The 15,762-nt window shown below is 61.7% G+C and carries 16 protein-coding genes, 2 tRNA genes and 1 pseudogene; 6 read left to right on the top strand and 13 right to left on the bottom strand.

Going from position 1 to position 15,762, the window contains the following annotated elements:
* Positions 1-327: 327 nt before the first annotated feature.
* The 9 genes from ABIB57_RS24435 to ABIB57_RS24480 form a co-directional block, all read right to left on the bottom strand.
* Positions 328-403 (bottom strand) — tRNA-Phe (locus tag ABIB57_RS24435).
* 326 nt (positions 404-729) lie between these two features.
* Positions 730-927 (bottom strand): DNA gyrase inhibitor YacG, encoded by a 198-nt coding sequence (gene yacG, locus ABIB57_RS24440; protein ID WP_354044001.1) that lies wholly within the window; start codon positions 925-927, stop codon positions 730-732.
* An 11-nt stretch (positions 928-938) separates the two neighbouring features.
* Positions 939-1,577: a Maf-like protein gene (locus ABIB57_RS24445; protein ID WP_299728441.1), complete on the bottom strand. Its 639-nt coding sequence runs from the start codon at positions 1,575-1,577 to the stop codon at positions 939-941.
* 52 nt (positions 1,578-1,629) lie between these two features.
* Positions 1,630-2,589: a UPF0262 family protein gene (locus ABIB57_RS26890; protein ID WP_502914476.1), complete on the bottom strand. Its 960-nt coding sequence runs from the start codon at positions 2,587-2,589 to the stop codon at positions 1,630-1,632.
* A gap of 8 nt (positions 2,590-2,597) precedes the next feature.
* Complete coding sequence (hisD, locus tag ABIB57_RS24460) at positions 2,598-3,890, bottom strand: histidinol dehydrogenase (RefSeq protein ID WP_354043920.1); 1,293 nt, start codon at positions 3,888-3,890, stop codon at positions 2,598-2,600.
* Between the two features lie 14 nt (positions 3,891-3,904).
* Entirely contained in the window at positions 3,905-4,342 is a 438-nt protein-coding gene (locus tag ABIB57_RS24465; protein ID WP_354043921.1) for a DUF2948 family protein, read from the bottom strand.
* A 737-nt stretch (positions 4,343-5,079) separates the two neighbouring features.
* A complete protein-coding gene (locus ABIB57_RS24470) occupies positions 5,080-5,463 on the bottom strand; it encodes a hypothetical protein (protein ID WP_354043922.1) in 384 nt (127 codons plus the stop codon).
* Positions 5,464-5,487: 24 nt separating this feature from the next.
* Positions 5,488-6,780 carry a UDP-N-acetylglucosamine 1-carboxyvinyltransferase gene (gene murA / locus ABIB57_RS24475; protein ID WP_354043923.1) on the bottom strand — a complete coding sequence of 431 codons (1,293 nt, stop codon included), beginning with the start codon at positions 6,778-6,780 and terminating at the stop codon, positions 5,488-5,490.
* 146 nt (positions 6,781-6,926) lie between these two features.
* The gene (locus ABIB57_RS24480) at positions 6,927-7,100 is read right to left on the bottom strand and encodes a hypothetical protein (RefSeq protein WP_354043924.1); all 174 of its coding nucleotides are present in this window, start codon (positions 7,098-7,100) and stop codon (positions 6,927-6,929) included.
* A gap of 127 nt (positions 7,101-7,227) precedes the next feature.
* On the opposite strand from ABIB57_RS24480, the gene ABIB57_RS24485 reads away from it, so the two are divergent.
* A tRNA-Thr gene (locus tag ABIB57_RS24485) sits at positions 7,228-7,302 on the top strand.
* 28 nt (positions 7,303-7,330) lie between these two features.
* On the top strand, positions 7,331-7,702 hold the full coding sequence (locus ABIB57_RS24490; RefSeq protein ID WP_354043925.1) for a hypothetical protein: 372 nt from the start codon (positions 7,331-7,333) through the stop codon (positions 7,700-7,702).
* Positions 7,703-7,801: 99 nt separating this feature from the next.
* On the opposite strand, the gene ABIB57_RS24495 is transcribed toward ABIB57_RS24490, so the two are convergent.
* The 4 genes and pseudogenes from ABIB57_RS24495 to ABIB57_RS24510 all read right to left on the bottom strand — a co-directional run bounded on the left by ABIB57_RS24495 (position 7,802) and on the right by ABIB57_RS24510 (position 9,663).
* A complete protein-coding gene (locus ABIB57_RS24495) occupies positions 7,802-8,683 on the bottom strand; it encodes an alpha/beta fold hydrolase (protein WP_354043926.1) in 882 nt (293 codons plus the stop codon).
* A 23-nt stretch (positions 8,684-8,706) separates the two neighbouring features.
* Positions 8,707-9,171: a TetR-like C-terminal domain-containing protein gene (locus ABIB57_RS24500; RefSeq protein ID WP_354044004.1), complete on the bottom strand. Its 465-nt coding sequence runs from the start codon at positions 9,169-9,171 to the stop codon at positions 8,707-8,709.
* Positions 9,172-9,342: pseudogene (locus ABIB57_RS24505) on the bottom strand (helix-turn-helix domain-containing protein); the annotation flags it as partial.
* Positions 9,343-9,378: 36 nt separating this feature from the next.
* Positions 9,379-9,663: a hypothetical protein gene (locus ABIB57_RS24510; protein WP_354043928.1), complete on the bottom strand. Its 285-nt coding sequence runs from the start codon at positions 9,661-9,663 to the stop codon at positions 9,379-9,381.
* 173 nt (positions 9,664-9,836) lie between these two features.
* On the opposite strand from ABIB57_RS24510, the gene ABIB57_RS24515 reads away from it, so the two are divergent.
* From ABIB57_RS24515 to ABIB57_RS24530, 4 genes are all read left to right on the top strand, one after another.
* Positions 9,837-10,496: a PAS domain-containing protein gene (locus ABIB57_RS24515; protein ID WP_354043929.1), complete on the top strand. Its 660-nt coding sequence runs from the start codon at positions 9,837-9,839 to the stop codon at positions 10,494-10,496.
* 197 nt (positions 10,497-10,693) lie between these two features.
* Positions 10,694-12,730 carry a methyl-accepting chemotaxis protein gene (locus tag ABIB57_RS24520; RefSeq protein ID WP_354043931.1) on the top strand — a complete coding sequence of 679 codons (2,037 nt, stop codon included), beginning with the start codon at positions 10,694-10,696 and terminating at the stop codon, positions 12,728-12,730.
* Between the two features lie 334 nt (positions 12,731-13,064).
* A complete protein-coding gene (locus tag ABIB57_RS24525; RefSeq protein ID WP_354043933.1) occupies positions 13,065-13,619 on the top strand; it encodes a hypothetical protein in 555 nt (184 codons plus the stop codon).
* Positions 13,620-13,674: 55 nt separating this feature from the next.
* On the top strand, positions 13,675-15,606 hold the full coding sequence (locus tag ABIB57_RS24530; protein WP_354043934.1) for an alpha/beta fold hydrolase: 1,932 nt from the start codon (positions 13,675-13,677) through the stop codon (positions 15,604-15,606).
* The last annotated feature ends 156 nt before the right edge of the window (positions 15,607-15,762 follow it).

Genomic DNA, 15,762 nt, shown 5'->3' on the forward strand with positions numbered 1-15,762 from the left:
GCTTATCGGCGACATTCCACGGTCAGCAGTGCCGCCTCCCCGCGGCAGATGTCTTCGCGCGACCCTTGACACAATCCGCGATAGAGAAGCTGCCAGTCCGCTACCGGCCCCATTCCAGCCGTTATCGCGGCGACCATCATGTCAATCGACAGCCGGGTCGACAGAAGCATTATTTTGGCCCCTGCCCCGTAGACGATTCGCGTCTGCACTGGACGCCGTTTTTCCGACACAAACCGCAGCTGCTACCTATATGCTACCTGGCCTCACGCGTGCGAAAAGTCACTCCGACTAAAACGGCCACAAACTATTGATATTATTAGGAAATAATGGTGCCCGGGACCGGAATCGAACCAGTGACACGCGGATTTTCAATCCGCTGCTCTACCAACTGAGCTACCCGGGCAAAGGGCTGGAGAGGACCGGCCCTGCGAAACGCTTGCGCCTTATAGGAGATCAGTTTTGCCGGTGCAAGGGCGAAAGCGGGTTGTGGAAAAGGACTTTAACGCGGGCCATCGGACGCAGGGCGTTGGGGCTCCTGGAGATGGGTGGCATCCCTCCGCGATCCCGCCGGCGGGGACGCGGCAGGACGGCAATCAGGGATGTGGCATGCGCGCAATATTGACCTGTCACCACCCTAGCGTCGCTCCCCGCTCTGCGCAGATAATAGGCCGCGCGCCGCGGGGCGGGGATAACTTGCCTGGGCGTCCCTAGCAGCCGTCATGACAACGCTCAGATATTGTCGTCTTCTGGATCATGCGAGGGCACGGCGGAAGTGTCGTCCTCATCATCGGTCTTGCCGATATCGCCGGGGATGACGTAGGAGCCGGTCAACCAGCGGTTGAGGTCCACGTCGGCGCAGCGGGCGGAGCAGAAGGGGCGGAATTTATCGACGGCGGGCTTGCCGCAGATGGGACAGGGCTTGGCCATGGTATTGGTCATCAGACACCCGACAGGGTTGACTGGTTGAGCCAGTTAAAGTGCACCGGATAGCCTTCCCCGGCAAGCAGGGTGGCGGTTTCGGTGAGAGGCAGGCCGACGACGGCCGAATAGGAGCCTGACAGCTTGACCACGAAGGCGCCGGCAATGCCCTGGATGGCGTAGCCGCCGGCCTTGTCGCGCCATTCGGCGCTGGCCAGATAGGCTTCCATCTCCTTGGTGGAGAGACGCTTGAAGCGGATGCGGGTTTCGACCAAGCGCTGGCGCTTGGCGCCCGAGGGGGTGAGCAGCGTCATGGCGGTGAAGACGCGGTGGGAGCGGCCCGAGAGCAGGCGGAGGCATGCCGAGGCTTCCTCCATGGTTTCGGCCTTGGGCAGGATGCGGCGGCCGACGGCGACGACGGTATCGGCGGCGAGCACCAGCGCATTGGCGCCATAGCCGGCGGAACGCGCCTTATGCTGGGCGGTGAGGGCCTTGAGATCGGCCAGGCGCTGGGCCAGCTTGCGGGGCAGTTCGGCCTTTTCGGGGGTTTCATCGACATGGGCGGGCACGAGATGTTCGGGCTCGATGCCGATCTGATTGAGCAGCGCCAGGCGGCGGGGGGAGGCAGAGGCCAGAATCAGATCGGGACGGCTGGCCATTAAAAATGCTCGCATGCGGGGAAAGGAGAGGTGGGATACTGGCTAGACCAAATCAGGGGCTTTGTGAACCACCCGAGACCAGGGCTTCCAGCCGGTCGCGGACACGTTTGCGCAGGTTGTCACGCAGGTCGCGATAGGCGGCCAGCACCACGTCGCGCGGGCCTTCGACGAGGGACGGGTCAGGCACGTACCAGTGTTCGAGGGCGCCGGTTTCCAGCCCCTTGCGCGCCACGGCGTCGGGGGCGTCATCGGATAGGGTGATGACGAGATCGAAATGGGAGGCGATCAATTCATCCATGGTGTGGGGGGTATGGACGGACATGTCGATGCCGCTCTCCTCCATCACCTCGTGCACGAAACTATCGGCCTTGCCGCCATTGACGCCGACCGAGCGGGCAATGACGCGGCCGGGGAACAGTTGTCGGGCCAAGGCTGCGGCAATGGGGGAGCGCACCGAATTCATCGAGCAGACGAACAGCACGGTGGGGAGCTGGCTTTTGCTCTCATCGATGCGGCTGGCATAGGGCTGGACGGCGCAGATCAGGGTGAACAGGCGACGGGCGGTATTGAGGTCGATCTCGAGCTTGTTGACCAGCCTTGTGCGCAGCAATTCGGCGGCGTCGTTGTGCAGGCCGCGGCGGGCCATGTCGACGGTTTCGATCTGGAACGGCTGGGCCGAGCGGATGGCCTCGTAATAGGCGTCGCGGATGCGGAAATAATCGCGGATCAGGCGGCGGAAGGGGGTCAACGACAGGTAGTGGGCGGCGATCGGCTGGAAGGTGTCGGGATTGCGCACATCGAGCACGATGTAATTGCCGACGATGGAGACGTGGAGGGCGAAGGGCCCCACCGCAGTGACGCGGGCGGGGCGGAAGCGGTTGTCTTCGAGCAGGTCATAGATGGCGATGCGCCATTCATGCACCACGTCGGGATCGATCGAGGTGATGGTATTGGGATCGAGCGTGACGGTGATGAGGCGGTCGGTGGTGGCAGCCTCGGTCCCGTTTTGCATCGAAATGCTCAATGGTTGAGCCGGATGGAGATGGAGCGGCCGTGACCGTCCAACGCTTCGACCTCGGAGAGGATCACCGCGGCTTCGGCAAGCGCCGATAGCGAGCTTGGATCGCAGCCCAGGATCGAGGTGCGCTTCATGAAATCGAGTACACCGAGGCCGGAGGCGAAGCGGGCGGAACCCGCCGTGGGCAGCACGTGATTGGAGCCGCCCACATAGTCGCCAATGGCCTCGGGCGTGTGGTGGCCGAGGAAAATGGCGCCGGCATTGCGGATGCGCGCCACCAGCGACTGGGGATCGTCGATCGCCAGCTCGACGTGCTCGGAGGCGATGCGGTTGGCGAGGATCACGGCCTCATCGAGCGAAGGGACGGTGATGACGGCGCCGTAATTGTCCCAGCCTTCGCGGGCGATGGCCTCCTTGGGCAGGAGGGCAAGCTGGCGCGCGACTTCGGCGATAACCGCCGAGGCCAAGCCCTTTTCGGTGGTGATCAGAATGGAGCGGGCCCCTGCCCCGTGCTCGGTCTGGGCGATGAGATCGGCCGCGACCCAGGCTGGATTGGCCGAGCCATCGGCGATGACCAGGACCTCGGAGGGGCCGGCGATCATATCGATGCCGACCTGGCCGAAAACCTGGCGCTTGGCGGCGGCGACGAAGGCATTGCCGGGACCGACGATCTTGTCGACGGGTTTGATGGTTGCGGTGCCATAGGCGAGCGCGGCGACGGCCTGGGCGCCGCCGGTGCGGTAGATCTCGGTGACGCCGGCAATCTTGGCGGCGGCCAGAATGGAGGAACTGAGCTGGCCATTGGGGGTGGGCACGACCATGGCTATACGCTCGACGCCCGCAACCTTGGCGGGCACGGCGTTCATCAGCACCGATGATGGGTAGGAGGCCAGCCCACCGGGGACGTAGATGCCCACGGCTTCCACGGCCGTCCAGCGATTGCCCAGCGTGACGCCGAGATGGTCCTGGTAGATGTGATCTTGGGGCTTCTGCTTTTCGTGGTGAGCGCGGATACGGTCATGGGCGAACTGCAGGGCGCCGACAACTTCGGGGGTGACGCGGGCAGCGCCGCGTTCGATTTCTTCTTCGGTGAAGCGCAGGGTCTGAGCAGTGACGCCGGCCTTGTCGAAGGTATTGGTGTAGTCGACCACCGCGTCGTCGCCGCGCTTGCGCACCTCGGCGATGATGGTCGCCACGATATCGCCGACCTCCTGGGAGGATTCGCGTTTGCTGCCGAGCAGGGCGACGAATTCCGCCTCGAAATTGGCGGCCTGGCTATCGAGGCGAATAGGCATAAGGAGCGGACCTTTTAGTCGATGGCGTGAGTGGGCGTATTGCTGGCGCCCCAGGTGGCGCCAAGATCGGCGAGGCGGGCTTCAAGGCATTCGACGCCCAAGCGAACCGTGCCGCCGCCGGCAAATTGCAGCTCGATAATGCCGGCCGGCCCATCGATGGGCTGGAACACGATGGCGAGCAGTTCGAGCACGCCGTCGGTTGAATTGGGATCGAAACCGGCGGTGACCACGGATTGGACCGCATCGAAATGCAGCGCCGCGCGCTTGCGCTGGCCCTTGTCGCGGCGGTTCTGCTTGCCGCTTTCCCAATCGAACCGGTTCATCAAAAGCGCGAAGCGCCGATCGCCGCGGGCATAGCCCATGTCGGGCACGCGCACGACCGCATCCTGCACGTGAGCAGAGATGACATCGAGGTCTTCGGTATCGAGCGCCAGGAGCTTCAGGTCAGTCATGGAGGTGCGGCCCTTTGCATGGAGACGAAGCGTATCTGGTCACGCCCCGTCCGATCTACAAGTTTGTCGGCACGGGGGCAATGCGGGGGTGGATTTTGGGCATGGGAAATTGCCGCGCGGGTGGCCGGGCGGGTTCCTGGCCATTCGAGCGTAGCTCTCATGGCCTTTTCTCCTCAAATCGATCCACTGGATCGAAGACTGCGGCATGCGGCGGGACGTGCCTCATGGTTTTGGTAGTAAGCGAGACAGCGCCTCGCCGCATGCGATGGGGTTTCTGGCCGCCCGAACGTGGCCATCCTTTGACTGGGATGACGAACGTCGCGCTGGCCCAGGGATCGCGCGACCGCATTCCCCTCCCACCAAACTCTCCACGGCCGTTCGTCGCGAACCCGCAGCTAACGTGGAGATATCGGGGGTGATTATGCGGGAAGTTTTGGGGGTGGGGATAAGGGGCAGAAATTCGGGGGCAAGGGATGCTCACACCGCACTCGGCCTTCCCGCGGGCTTGACCCGCGGGGCACTGTCCGGCCGCACGGAATTCGGTGGGGTGGCGAGACGCCCGCGGGTCAAGCCCGCGGGAAGGGCGGTGCCAGATCGAGGCCAGTCATATGGCGCGGAGTTGAATTGGTTTCAGCTGGCTCCACTCGGAGGAGAGTTCCCCCACCCGGCCTCCCCCTGGGAGGGGGAAGGAGGCGCGCCACTCTTGGAACTAGATCTGGCTAATCCCACCGGGCAGGCTACGGCGCCGGATTGAACAGCGTGCCGGCTTGCGTGCCCATGAAAAGGTAAAACGCCACGCCGGGCAGAAAGGCGATGGCGACGATCCAGGTGGGCACGACACCGCGCGGATGCACCTGGCCGAACCAGCGCGCAATCGGCAGGGCGATGCGGCCCATGACGAAGCCGGCTACAACCGCCAGCGCCAGATAGGGCAGGATGAACCAGTTCAGGCCGAGCCGGGTGACGGCGCTGCCGTCACCGATGAGCGTGATGAGCAGCCAGATACACGGCGCGACGACGCTCAGCACCAGCGCCGCGAGCAACAGGGGCCGGGGCACCTGCCAAATGAGCAGGATCGGGATCAGGTAAAACCCGAAGACGATCAATGGCAAAACCAACATCGGTGCCCCTGCCCGGTCGCAGCACTATCCCGCCACGCGTTCGATTTCGGCGCCGCAGCGGCTCAGCTTGTCTTCCAGCCGCTCAAAGCCGCGATCGAGATGATAGATGCGGTTGACGACGGTTTCGCCATGCGCCGCAAGGCCGGCGATGACCAGCGACACCGAGGCGCGCAGATCGGTCGCCATGACCTGGGCGCCCTTGAGCGTCGGCTTGCCGGTGACGGTGGCGACCTGGCCTTCGACGCGGATATCGGCGCCGAACCGGGCGAGTTCGGCCACGTGCATGTAGCGGTTCTCGAAGATGGTTTCGCGAATGTGCGACACGCCCGAGGACATGGTCATCAGGGCCATGAACTGAGCCTGAAGGTCTGTAGCGAAGCCGGGGAACGGATCGGTTTCGACATCGACCGGCTGGATGCCGTTGCCATTGCGACGCACGCGCAGGCCATTGGCCTCCTGGGTCAGTTCCACCCCAGTGCGAGCCAGGATATCGAGCGCGGTCTGCAAATGCTCGGCGCGGGCACCGCGCAGCAGCACATCGCCACCAGTCATCGCGGCGGCCATGGCGAAGGTGCCGGTTTCGATGCGGTCGGGAATCACATCCACGGTGGCGCCATGCAGGCGCTCGACGCCCTCGATGGTCAGAATGCGGGTGCCGATGCCGGAAATCTTGGCGCCCATGGCGACGAGGCATTCGGCCACATTGGTGATTTCGGGTTCCATGGCGACGTTCTCAAGCACAGTCACGCCGCGGGCCAGCGTGGCCGCCATCAGCAGCGTGTGCGTGGCACCGACGGAGACTTTTGGGAACACGATATGGGCGCCGATCAGTCCGCCCTTGGGCGCCTTGGCGACAACATAGCCCTCGTCGATCTCGATCTGGGCGCCCAATTCCTTGAGGCCATAGAGGAACAGATCGACCGGGCGCGTGCCGATGGCGCAGCCGCCGGGCAGCGAGACGCGGGCTTCATGGGCGCGGGCCAGCAGCGGCCCAATAACCCAGAAGCTGGCGCGCATCACCGAGACCAGCTCGTAGGGCGCGGTGGTGTCGACGATGTCGGCAGCATGGAAGGTCATGCGCTGGCCGGCGCCATCGTCCTCGCCGCGGCGGCGGCCATGCACCGCAATATCGACGCCGTGGTTTTCCAGGATCCGCTCGAGTTGCTTGACGTCGGCGAGGCGCGGCACGTTCTGCAGGACCAGCGGCTCGTCGGTGAGCAAAGAGGCGATCATCAGCGGCAGTGCGGCATTCTTGGCGCCGGAGATGGGGATTTCGCCCCGAAGCTCATTGCCGCCAACCAAACGAATGCGATCCATTATCGGTATCCTGAAATGCGGGGCGTTCTGCCCAAATCTTGACTGGCGCACCGGGCGCCGGTGAAAGCCGGTCTTGGTATCCGAGTCATGCCCGAAGGGCAATCGAAGCGTGGGAGGCGATCCCGGACAGTTCGCCCGAAAATAGTTTACGATGTCTTGCCAGTATCGTGGTCTTGAGCAATCTGTGGGCTCGGCGCGGTGGGCGCCTGTGCATCGGCATCGGCGCGGGCGCGCGCCTGGCCTTTGCGACGCTTCAGGTTTTCGCGAAGCTTTGCGGCTAATCTTAGCTCGCGCAGCTTGGCCTCATCGGATTTGGACATGGGCATTGCATCCAGATTGACTCGGTCGGGGGTTTAAGCGCTTTTTGGCCTTGCGTCGAGATAAGGCCTATGGCAGTAGAGCCCACGTCGCCGCGACCGATCCAATCGATCCCCCATCGCGCCAGATGCTGCCGTAGCTCAGTGGTAGAGCACCCCCTTGGTAAGGGGGAGGCCGACAGTTCAATCCTGTCCGGCAGCACCAGTCCATCCCATTGATGGCGCTTAACAAATTGGATTTGCTGGACTTTTCAAGTCCGCCTTTGTACTCAGAGGTGGTTCTCATGGTCTTGCCGATGCCCTCCCCCTCCAAGCATAAAATCACCGGCATCTACTGGCTCAAGCAGCGGGTCCCAGTCCGACTGGTCGCAGCGGCCAAGGGAACGATGGTGACCGTCACGGTGGATGAAACTCCCGTGGTGAAGTTGGGTGAGTACCTCAAGGTCTCGCTGCCGACAAAGGATGCTCCAGAAGCTAAACGCCGGGGCAATGATGCTCAATCGCAGTTCGACCTAATCTGGCAGAGTTTGACTGACACGCCGGCTCCACTCAGTCACCGTCAGATCGTCGCGCTGGCTGGCGCTTCGCCGACGACAGTGGAATGATCGTCGGCGAAGGACTTAAGGTTAGATTTCAGTGGCCTTGGATAACGAGAGAGCGTCGTCAACCTCTGCGCATCGCACGACCTAACGCTAAGGAGCGATCTATCGGGTCAGTAGCTGCCTTGCGAAGCCAGTGATGCGGGCGGGGTCCTCCTCTGCCATGAAGTGACCGGCATTGATCGCTTCGTAGGTGAAATCGGGTGCCCAGGCACCCCAGATTTCGGTGGGATTGAATCCGAGTTGGCTGCCCCAATCCTGGGAGATGACTGCAACGGGCATCGCGAGCCGCCGCCCGCTCGCATGATCTTCTCGGTCCATGTCGAGGTCGATACTTGCGCTCGCTCGGTAGTCGGCGACGATGGATGGCACGGCGCCTTTGGACATCCGCACGTAGTGGTCACGCAGCTCCGGCGAGAATGTCGCGCCGGTTGGGTCCCAAGCGTCAAGGAACGAGGCGAAGAACTCATCGGCGACAGCGTTGATCATCTTTTCGGGCAACCCCTTGGGCTGTGCCATGAGATAGAGGTGCCAAGCGACTTTAGCTTCGACACCGTGAAGAACCTCCCACGTGTCCTTCGTCGGAAGTACGTCGAGGATGCCGATGTGAGTGATCGCTTCAGGGTAATCGAGGCCTGCGCGTACGGCCACCAGCGCGCCACGGTCGTGGCCTATGATGGCGAACCGATCGTATCCGAACTGGGTGGCAATCTTGACGACATCCGCAGCCATGGTGCGCTTCGAGTAGGTTTGCGGAGAAACCGCCTCCGGCTTGTCGCTGTCACCGTAGCCGCGCAGATCAAGCGCGATCACGGTGTAGTTACGTTTGAGTTCTTGCGCGACAGCGTTCCACATCAGGTGCGTCTGGGGAAACCCATGCAAGAGGACGATGGGCGGGCCTTCGCCTGCTTGCGCCACATTGAGTTTGACTCCGTCCGCGCCGACGATGCGGTCGTAAGTGAAGCCTTCAATATTGAAGTCGGTCATGAATTGTCTCTCGTTCATTGATGCTAGCTAGGGTGTGACGGCGTCGGCCTTCCGGAGAAGATGCCGTGCTGGTTGGCATTGACGCCGCTTCGCAGCGCTGGGATGAGGACGGCATCGACCAGCGCCTCGCGATAGGCAGCATCTGTCGATAGGCCGTTGAGTTTGCGGATGATCAGCGCCGCTGCGGCAACTTCCTCGAAGGCAAATGGATCGGCGGAAGCTGGCAGCTCGCCTCGATCGATCGCTGATCGCAGGACGGTTTCAGTCAATCGGGCACCTGTGGGGCCGGCCGACTCTTCAATGTGCTCGCAGAGTTCGGGATCGCGCAAACCCGCTTGCAGGATAGTAAGGCTGACCGACGACCCCTCTTTCATCGTCGCTTCGAGCCGCTCGAGCAGTGCAAGAAGATCACCTCGCAGCGATCCCGTGTTGATGGGTTCGGGCTTGTTGCCGCTCGCAGGACCTGCCTTGATAGCCGCAACGACCATCTCTCGCTTCGTCGCCCACCTGCGATACAGGGTGGGCTTTGATGCTTGGGCGCGGCGAGCGACCTCCTCGAAAGTAACCCCCTCGACACCTGTCTCGGCGAGAAGCGAGAGGACGACACTGAGGATTTCTCTTTCGCGGGCAACGTCTCGCGGTCGACCGGGGGGCCTCATGACAGTGATACCTTATAATACGACACGAATCGTATCTTAAATGTGTTGATGAGGGCGGTCAATGTTTTTGGTGGCCACGACACGCGGGGCATAATGGGCGACGAGGCTGGCTTCTGCCAACACGTGCTGCTCGTCCTGCAGAAAAGGAAGATAAACCTCCGTAGCGGCCTCTATGCGATGAGTTACACCGCGTTTGGAGGGTGCGAGACCGGCCTTGCGTGTATTTGCAACCCCATCCAAAGCGGCCATCTTTATCGCGGGCCGAAAGTCGCGGCTCAGGCCAATCTGCGCGAAGGGCGGTGCGACAAAGTCGAGGAACACCTGGCGACCCTGGCGGCTGGCTCACTACTCGTTGGTGTCCATTTCAGACAATCACAATGCTTAATCAAACGACGGGGTGAGTTGGTTGCGGCAGGAGCAGTCCATCTAAAACATAGTGACAAGCCCGCCAGTAGACGCGTAGGTTTAATTGACGAACTCTCACTAGAGGTAAAGTGATCGTGCAGCGCTTTGGGCAGAAGGCGCATGGTCCGGCAGTTGGCACCATGGAGAGAAATTGGTCGGCGGGCGAAGTCGCGTTCAGTGTATTCGCAAGTAGATCGTCGACCATAAAGTGGATGGTGCAGCCGGACGGTGCAAGTATTTACGTCAATCAGGCCTGGTGCGATTTCACCGGGCTAAGCCGCGAGGAAACACTGGGCGCCGGCTGGGTTCAGAATGTCCATCCCGATGACCGCTCTAGCGTCGAGTTGCACTATGCAGAGGCACTCCGCCTGCAGGGGCCGTTCGATCTTGAATATCGCCTTCTGCGCGCCGACGGTTCGTTCGTCTGGGTGCTATCGTCCGGACAGCCCTATTTTGGCGAGCACGGCCAGCACGTCGCCTATACGGGTGCAGTCCGTACGTTCGAGACTCTACGCTTGCGTTTGGCGCATCCAATATCGGTCACTGCAGTCAAGCTGCTGACACGGCGTGAGGCGGAAATTCTGGAATGGATCGCCAAAGGCAATACGTCTGATGAGATTGCCATGATGTTGGGTACGTCGCCCCGAACGGTGGAAACGCATTGCAAAAGCGCAGCAGTAAAACTTGGAGCCATCAACCGCGTTCAGGCAGTAGTGCAGGCTATCCGCCAGGGAGAAATCCCGTTTTAGCGGTGCTCGAGGTGCAGATGTGATGGGAAGCACGTCGCGACTGACTAGATTTGAATTCGTTCCGCACCGGAACCTTCACTAAAAGTTAAGCAAAAACGCGTAAAAATACCTATGCCAGCGGGAGTTCTGACCCGCCGACAAGTCCTGTGACCTGGACGGGCCGGGACTTTTCACCCTCAGGATTCAGGTCACTTCCCATGTTCCGCCTTTTTGCCTCGATCCGGGCCAAGCTGCTTGGCGCGTTTTCGCTTGCCGTTCTCCTCGTGCTGGCGCTCGGCGCCGCGGGTCTGTGGGGAGCCAACCAGCTGGCGGCATCCAACCACTTCCTGGCCCGGGACGTTCTGCCCAGCGTCAGCCTGGCGGCGACCCTGCGGGGTGATATTTTCGGCACCCGCACGACAGTCATCTCGCATCTGGCGGCAACCCTGCCGGCCGACCGTCAGGACCAGCAGGCCCAGTTCGAGGACCATGTGGCGACGGTGAATGCCGAGATCGAAAGTTACGGCGCCCTCGTGTCCTCGCCGGCCGAGCAACAATTACTGGACGACCTGAAAAAGAGTTGGACTGCATACGTCCAGGGCGTTCCGGCGATCGTGGGCTTGGTGGATCAGGGCCAGCAGGCCGAGGCCTTCGCCCGCAACAGCGCCGAACTGCGGCCCCTGGCGCTGGCCACGGCTGCCAGCGCGCAGAAGTTGGTCGATCTGAACCACGGGGCCGCCGAGACGGCGGCCGCCGCATCCGAACAACTTGAGAAGTTCATATATCTCGCCTTGATGGGCGGCGTTCTGCTCGGCGCCGTCGCCTCGATTACCCTGGCGGTCCTGATCATCACCGGCATCAGTCGCGGCATTGGCCGCATCGTCACGCCGATGGCGGCACTGGCCGCCGGCGATGCCTCGGTCGAGGTGCCGATGCGGGGGGACCGTACGGAGCTGGGCCGCATTGCCGATGCGGTGGAAGTGTTCAAGCAGAACCTGATCGTCAGTCGCGGCCTTGAGGAGGAAAAGCTGGTTGGCCAGCAGCGTATGCAGGACGATGCGCGCACCATGGCAATCCTGCAGGCCGAGATCGGCACCGTGGTCGAGGCGGGGCTGGAGGGTAATTTCGGCGAACGCGTGAACAGCCGCTTTACCGATCCGCAACTGGGCAAGCTTGCCAATTCGGTCAACCAGCTCGTTGCCTCGGTCGAGACCGGACTCAACGAGACGCGGCGCGTCTTGTCATCGCTGGCTCGTGCCGAACTGACGGAACGCGTGGAAGGCGCGTTCAAGGGCTCGTTCTCCCAGTTGCAGGACGACACCAATGCGGTGGCCAATCGGCTGGACGAAATCGTCGGCGAATTGCGCGAAACGTCCTCTTCTTTGCGAACTGCGACCAGCGAAATCCTGTCGGGCGCCAACGACCTGAGCGAACGCACCACCAAGCAGGCCGCGACCATCGAAGAAACATCGGCGGCGATGGAGCAACTCGCTGCAACGGTCATCCAGAATGCCGAGCGCGCTCGTGGCGCCAGCGACGTTTCGTCTACCGTCACCAAGACAGCCGAAGAGGGTGGAGTGGTGATGCTTCAGGCCACCGAGGCGATGGAGCGCATCACGCAAAGCTCGGCCAAGATTTCCAACATCATCGGGTTGATCGACGATATCGCCTTCCAGACCAACCTGCTGGCGTTGAATGCCTCTGTGGAAGCGGCGCGAGCCGGCGACGCCGGCAAAGGTTTTGCTGTGGTCGCCGTGGAAGTGCGCCGCCTGGCGCAATCTGCCGCCAGCGCTTCGGCGGACGTCAAGGTGCTGATCGAGCAGTCGGCCAATGAGGTCCGGGGCGGCAGCAAGCTGGTCAGCGACGCGGCAGCGAGGCTTGAATCCATGTTGACCGGCGCACGCTCTTCCAACGAACTGATGAGCAGCATCGCCCGCGAAAGCCGCGAGCAGGCGTCCTCAATCGAGGAGGTCAACATCGCCGTCCGCACGATGGACGAAATGACCCAGCACAACGCGGCGCTAGTCGAGGAAATCAACGCCGCCATCGAGCAGACCGAGGCGCAGGCGACCAAACTCGATAAGGTGGTGGACGTCTTCGTGGTCAAACGGGGAGCCGCCGCTCGGTCGGCGCCGCCCGCCGCCGAGCCAACTGGCGTTGTCAAGCTGACCCAGCGCGTCGCCCAAGCCGCCAAGTCCTATCTGACACGCGGGAGCGCCGCACAGGCCGTCTCTGCCGACTGGAACGAGTTCTAGGCCTGTATCGCGCGATCGCGACCACAGCATTCGGGCTTAGCGGGATCAGCAGCGCCTCCTGACGCCCAATGCACGCAATTTGCGCCCCGGGCTTCCCAAAGGCGGTCGTTTAACTGAGCGGCCCGCAACCGCAATAACGGGTTGGTCTGTCCGCTCTCGGGAGCATGTTTCCAAAAAGCGGACGTAGATCAAATCGGGTCGAATATCGACTATCCTCGCCGGCAAGAGAATCGGCAAATGATCTTGCGCTGCCCAGAAAAATTGAACTGAATTGGAATTGTAGGGTCTGGCTGCTCACCGTAGTGTTATGTTTGACATTGCGGGAGAGTAAACCATGAAACACTTTGGTCTCGCCGTCGCTTTCCTGCTCTCAGTTCCACTGACTTTACCGGCCGATGCTCGCACTGTTGTGACGCAGAACAAACCCGCGCTGGTCTCGACCTGTAAAAGCTCCTCCAGTGCCTGCGTGAGAGAGGCGGCAAGCAAGTGCGGCGGCCAATATCGGGTTATCGACAGTGAAAGCCATGCTGGTGGATTGCTTGGTGATGCGGTTCCGGGGCCAGTAACTTGGTACTCGATGACTTACCAGTGCGGGCGCTCTGACGGCTCGTCGCCGCGGTTCGTTTTCAGAGGCCCCGCTTATAATGCCTCAAACGGGAACGCCCCAGCGGGCGGCAACAACGCCTCTGACATGACCGACTATTGTCGCGGGGAGGTTGCTGGCGCGTACAATACCCGACCTCGCAATGTAACCGTAAGCTCTCCCATGCGAGGCGTTGCCGGCGGCTTTGTCGTAACCGGCAGTGTCGATCTTGGCGCAAACGGCAATCCTCCGTTCCAATGCCTCTTTGACGCATACGGAGATTTTCAATCCATTGAATGGCTCTAAAATAGCAGTCAACGGCGGCTGCCTGTCGCGGCTGTGATCCCCAGCAGGAGCCTTCATGACACCTGAAGCCATCGCCTTCATCCTGAACACGCTTCTGGCGGGAGCTGATCCCTCGGCTTTTGACGCGCTCAAAAAGGGTGGGTTCGATCAACGTTACCCGGTGACGATTACCGCGTGCCATCGTCCAATCGCCACAGCCGACATCGAGGGTCAGAATCTCATTTGCGGGAAGGTGAATGTGCCCGAGAACCACGCCAATCCCGATGGGAACCGGCTGGACCTTGCCTTCGCTCTCTTCAAGTCGCACTCGCAGTCGCCGGCGGCCGATCCAATCGTCTATCTGCATGGCGGTCCGGGCGGCTCGGCCGTGGATGATCTGCAGTTCAACGGCAACAATTTCGACTTCCTCAGGCAGCAACGCGACCTGATCATGTTCGACCAGCGTGCCTCGGGTCTGTCGGCCAAATCGACGACCTGCTTCGATAACATTGCCGACCGACTGTACCAGTTGGCTGGGGTGGAGCCGACACCCGACACCGACACGCCGCTTGCGGATTGCTTCAGCGAACTGGAGGCAACCGGCGTCAATGTGGCTGACTACAATACCCAGCAGAACGCATACGATGTCCGCGCCATCATGTCGGCACTCGGCTATCCGACCTATAACGCCATCGGCATCTCCTACGGCACCTTGCTGGGCCAGGAGCTGCTTCGGAGCGCGCCAGAGGGGCTTCGCTCGCTGATCATCGACAGCATCGACGCCGCCGATGTCCCAACCTATGACACCAATGGCGTACCACTCGACGAGGCCATTGGCGCAGTCGTCGACCAATGCGCTGCGGATGCCGCCTGCGCCGCAGCTTTTCCGGACCTGGAAGCCACGATCAAGTCTGCGGCTGCCCGCCTGAGCAAGACACCAATTCCGGCGACCCCGACGCGACCGGCGGTCGATCTGATCACGATGATCAAGATGTTCGATAACCGCAATTACCTGGGGCTGAAGCCAGGGATCACCTCCTACATCCCCGAGATCGTCACCGAGTGGAACCAAGGCCTATCGACGACCTATGACATCGTGATCGGTGGCATGCTCACCGCCGTCCCGACGCCCGAAGCGATGGTTGAACCCTACGCTGGCAAAATCCCGCCCGAGCGCATGGCTGTGGCCTATGCGCTGGCGCAGCAGGCGGCGGCGCTCAAGCAGAGCAACGCTGCCATCGATACCTTGATTGGCCAGCTATCGGCCGACACGACCTCCCCAGCACCGGCAAGCAGCTTGGCGACAATGCTCGACGCCACCATTTCGGAAGCCGTTCCCGCCATCGATCCTCGAACCGCCTACGATATGGGCCAGGAATATGCGCGCCTCAGTGGCAGCACACTCACCAGGGAGACGCTTACAGCCTTCCTCCAGAAGTATCTGCCGGCGCCCTACTACGGACGAGCTGCCGGGATCATCAGCCTGATGTCTGACGTCGAAGTTTCGGCGTTCGAGGCGCTTTCTAACGCCGACCTTGCCAAGATCGTCGACCCCACCGAGTCCAACATCGACTTGGCGGTCTATGCTTGCCAGGAATCCATCCCGTTCAATACGCTTGAGGGCCTCAAGGCGGTCGGCAAGACCTACCGGTTCCCCTTCATCGAAGACTATGAATATCAGGATATGAGCGGGTTCTATTCGTTCTGTAACGGCGTCAAGACGCACCCGCGGGCAACATTTCATACCCCCGTTGCCAGCGACATTCCGGTATTGGCGATGTCGGGTTTGAATGACACGCAAACCGACCCGGGCGCTGCCGAACACATGAAGAGCTACCCGCTGACCCAACTCCAGGCACTGACCTTTCCGGAGGCCGGTCACGGTGTCGTGCTGTTCTCAACCTGCGCCGCCGATATCGCCAATGCCTTTTTCAACAATCCAGCCGTGGCCGTGAACGACGACTGCATTGCCTCTCTCAAGCCCAAATTCTACGTACCTGCCCACTGAGAGATACCGCCAGGGTCAGCACCCGCCTGTCAGATTGATTGCGACGGAGCTGGGAACGTCAACGCCGATGATACGTGCGGTGTGGCGCCAGTTGATCTTGGCGTCAATCAACTCGCCTTCAAGCCACTCCCAGACAAACAGGTTCCGTCGCCGGCC

It is taken from the genome of Devosia sp. UYZn731 (assembly GCF_040546795.1).
Classification (GTDB): Bacteria; Pseudomonadota; Alphaproteobacteria; order Rhizobiales; family Devosiaceae; genus Devosia.

Excerpts from the sequence above, each read along its gene's own strand:
- yacG (WP_354044001.1), bottom strand. The coding sequence starts at position 927 with ATGGCCAAGCCCTGTCCCATCTGCGGCAAGCCCGCCGTCGATAAATTC.
- ABIB57_RS24445 (WP_299728441.1), bottom strand. The coding sequence starts at position 1,577 with ATGGCCAGCCGTCCCGATCTGATTCTGGCCTCTGCCTCCCCCCGCCGC.
- ABIB57_RS26890 (WP_502914476.1), bottom strand. The coding sequence starts at position 2,589 with ATGCAAAACGGGACCGAGGCTGCCACCACCGACCGCCTCATCACCGTC.
- hisD (WP_354043920.1), bottom strand. The coding sequence starts at position 3,890 with ATGCCTATTCGCCTCGATAGCCAGGCCGCCAATTTCGAGGCGGAATTC.
- ABIB57_RS24465 (WP_354043921.1), bottom strand. The coding sequence starts at position 4,342 with ATGACTGACCTGAAGCTCCTGGCGCTCGATACCGAAGACCTCGATGTC.
- ABIB57_RS24470 (WP_354043922.1), bottom strand. The coding sequence starts at position 5,463 with ATGTTGGTTTTGCCATTGATCGTCTTCGGGTTTTACCTGATCCCGATC.
- murA (WP_354043923.1), bottom strand. The coding sequence starts at position 6,780 with ATGGATCGCATTCGTTTGGTTGGCGGCAATGAGCTTCGGGGCGAAATC.
- ABIB57_RS24480 (WP_354043924.1), bottom strand. The coding sequence starts at position 7,100 with ATGTCCAAATCCGATGAGGCCAAGCTGCGCGAGCTAAGATTAGCCGCA.
- ABIB57_RS24495 (WP_354043926.1), bottom strand. The coding sequence starts at position 8,683 with ATGACCGACTTCAATATTGAAGGCTTCACTTACGACCGCATCGTCGGC.
- ABIB57_RS24500 (WP_354044004.1), bottom strand. The coding sequence starts at position 9,171 with ATGGTCGTTGCGGCTATCAAGGCAGGTCCTGCGAGCGGCAACAAGCCC.
- ABIB57_RS24520 (WP_354043931.1), top strand. The coding sequence starts at position 10,694 with ATGTTCCGCCTTTTTGCCTCGATCCGGGCCAAGCTGCTTGGCGCGTTT.
- ABIB57_RS24525 (WP_354043933.1), top strand. The coding sequence starts at position 13,065 with ATGAAACACTTTGGTCTCGCCGTCGCTTTCCTGCTCTCAGTTCCACTG.
- ABIB57_RS24530 (WP_354043934.1), top strand. The coding sequence starts at position 13,675 with ATGACACCTGAAGCCATCGCCTTCATCCTGAACACGCTTCTGGCGGGA.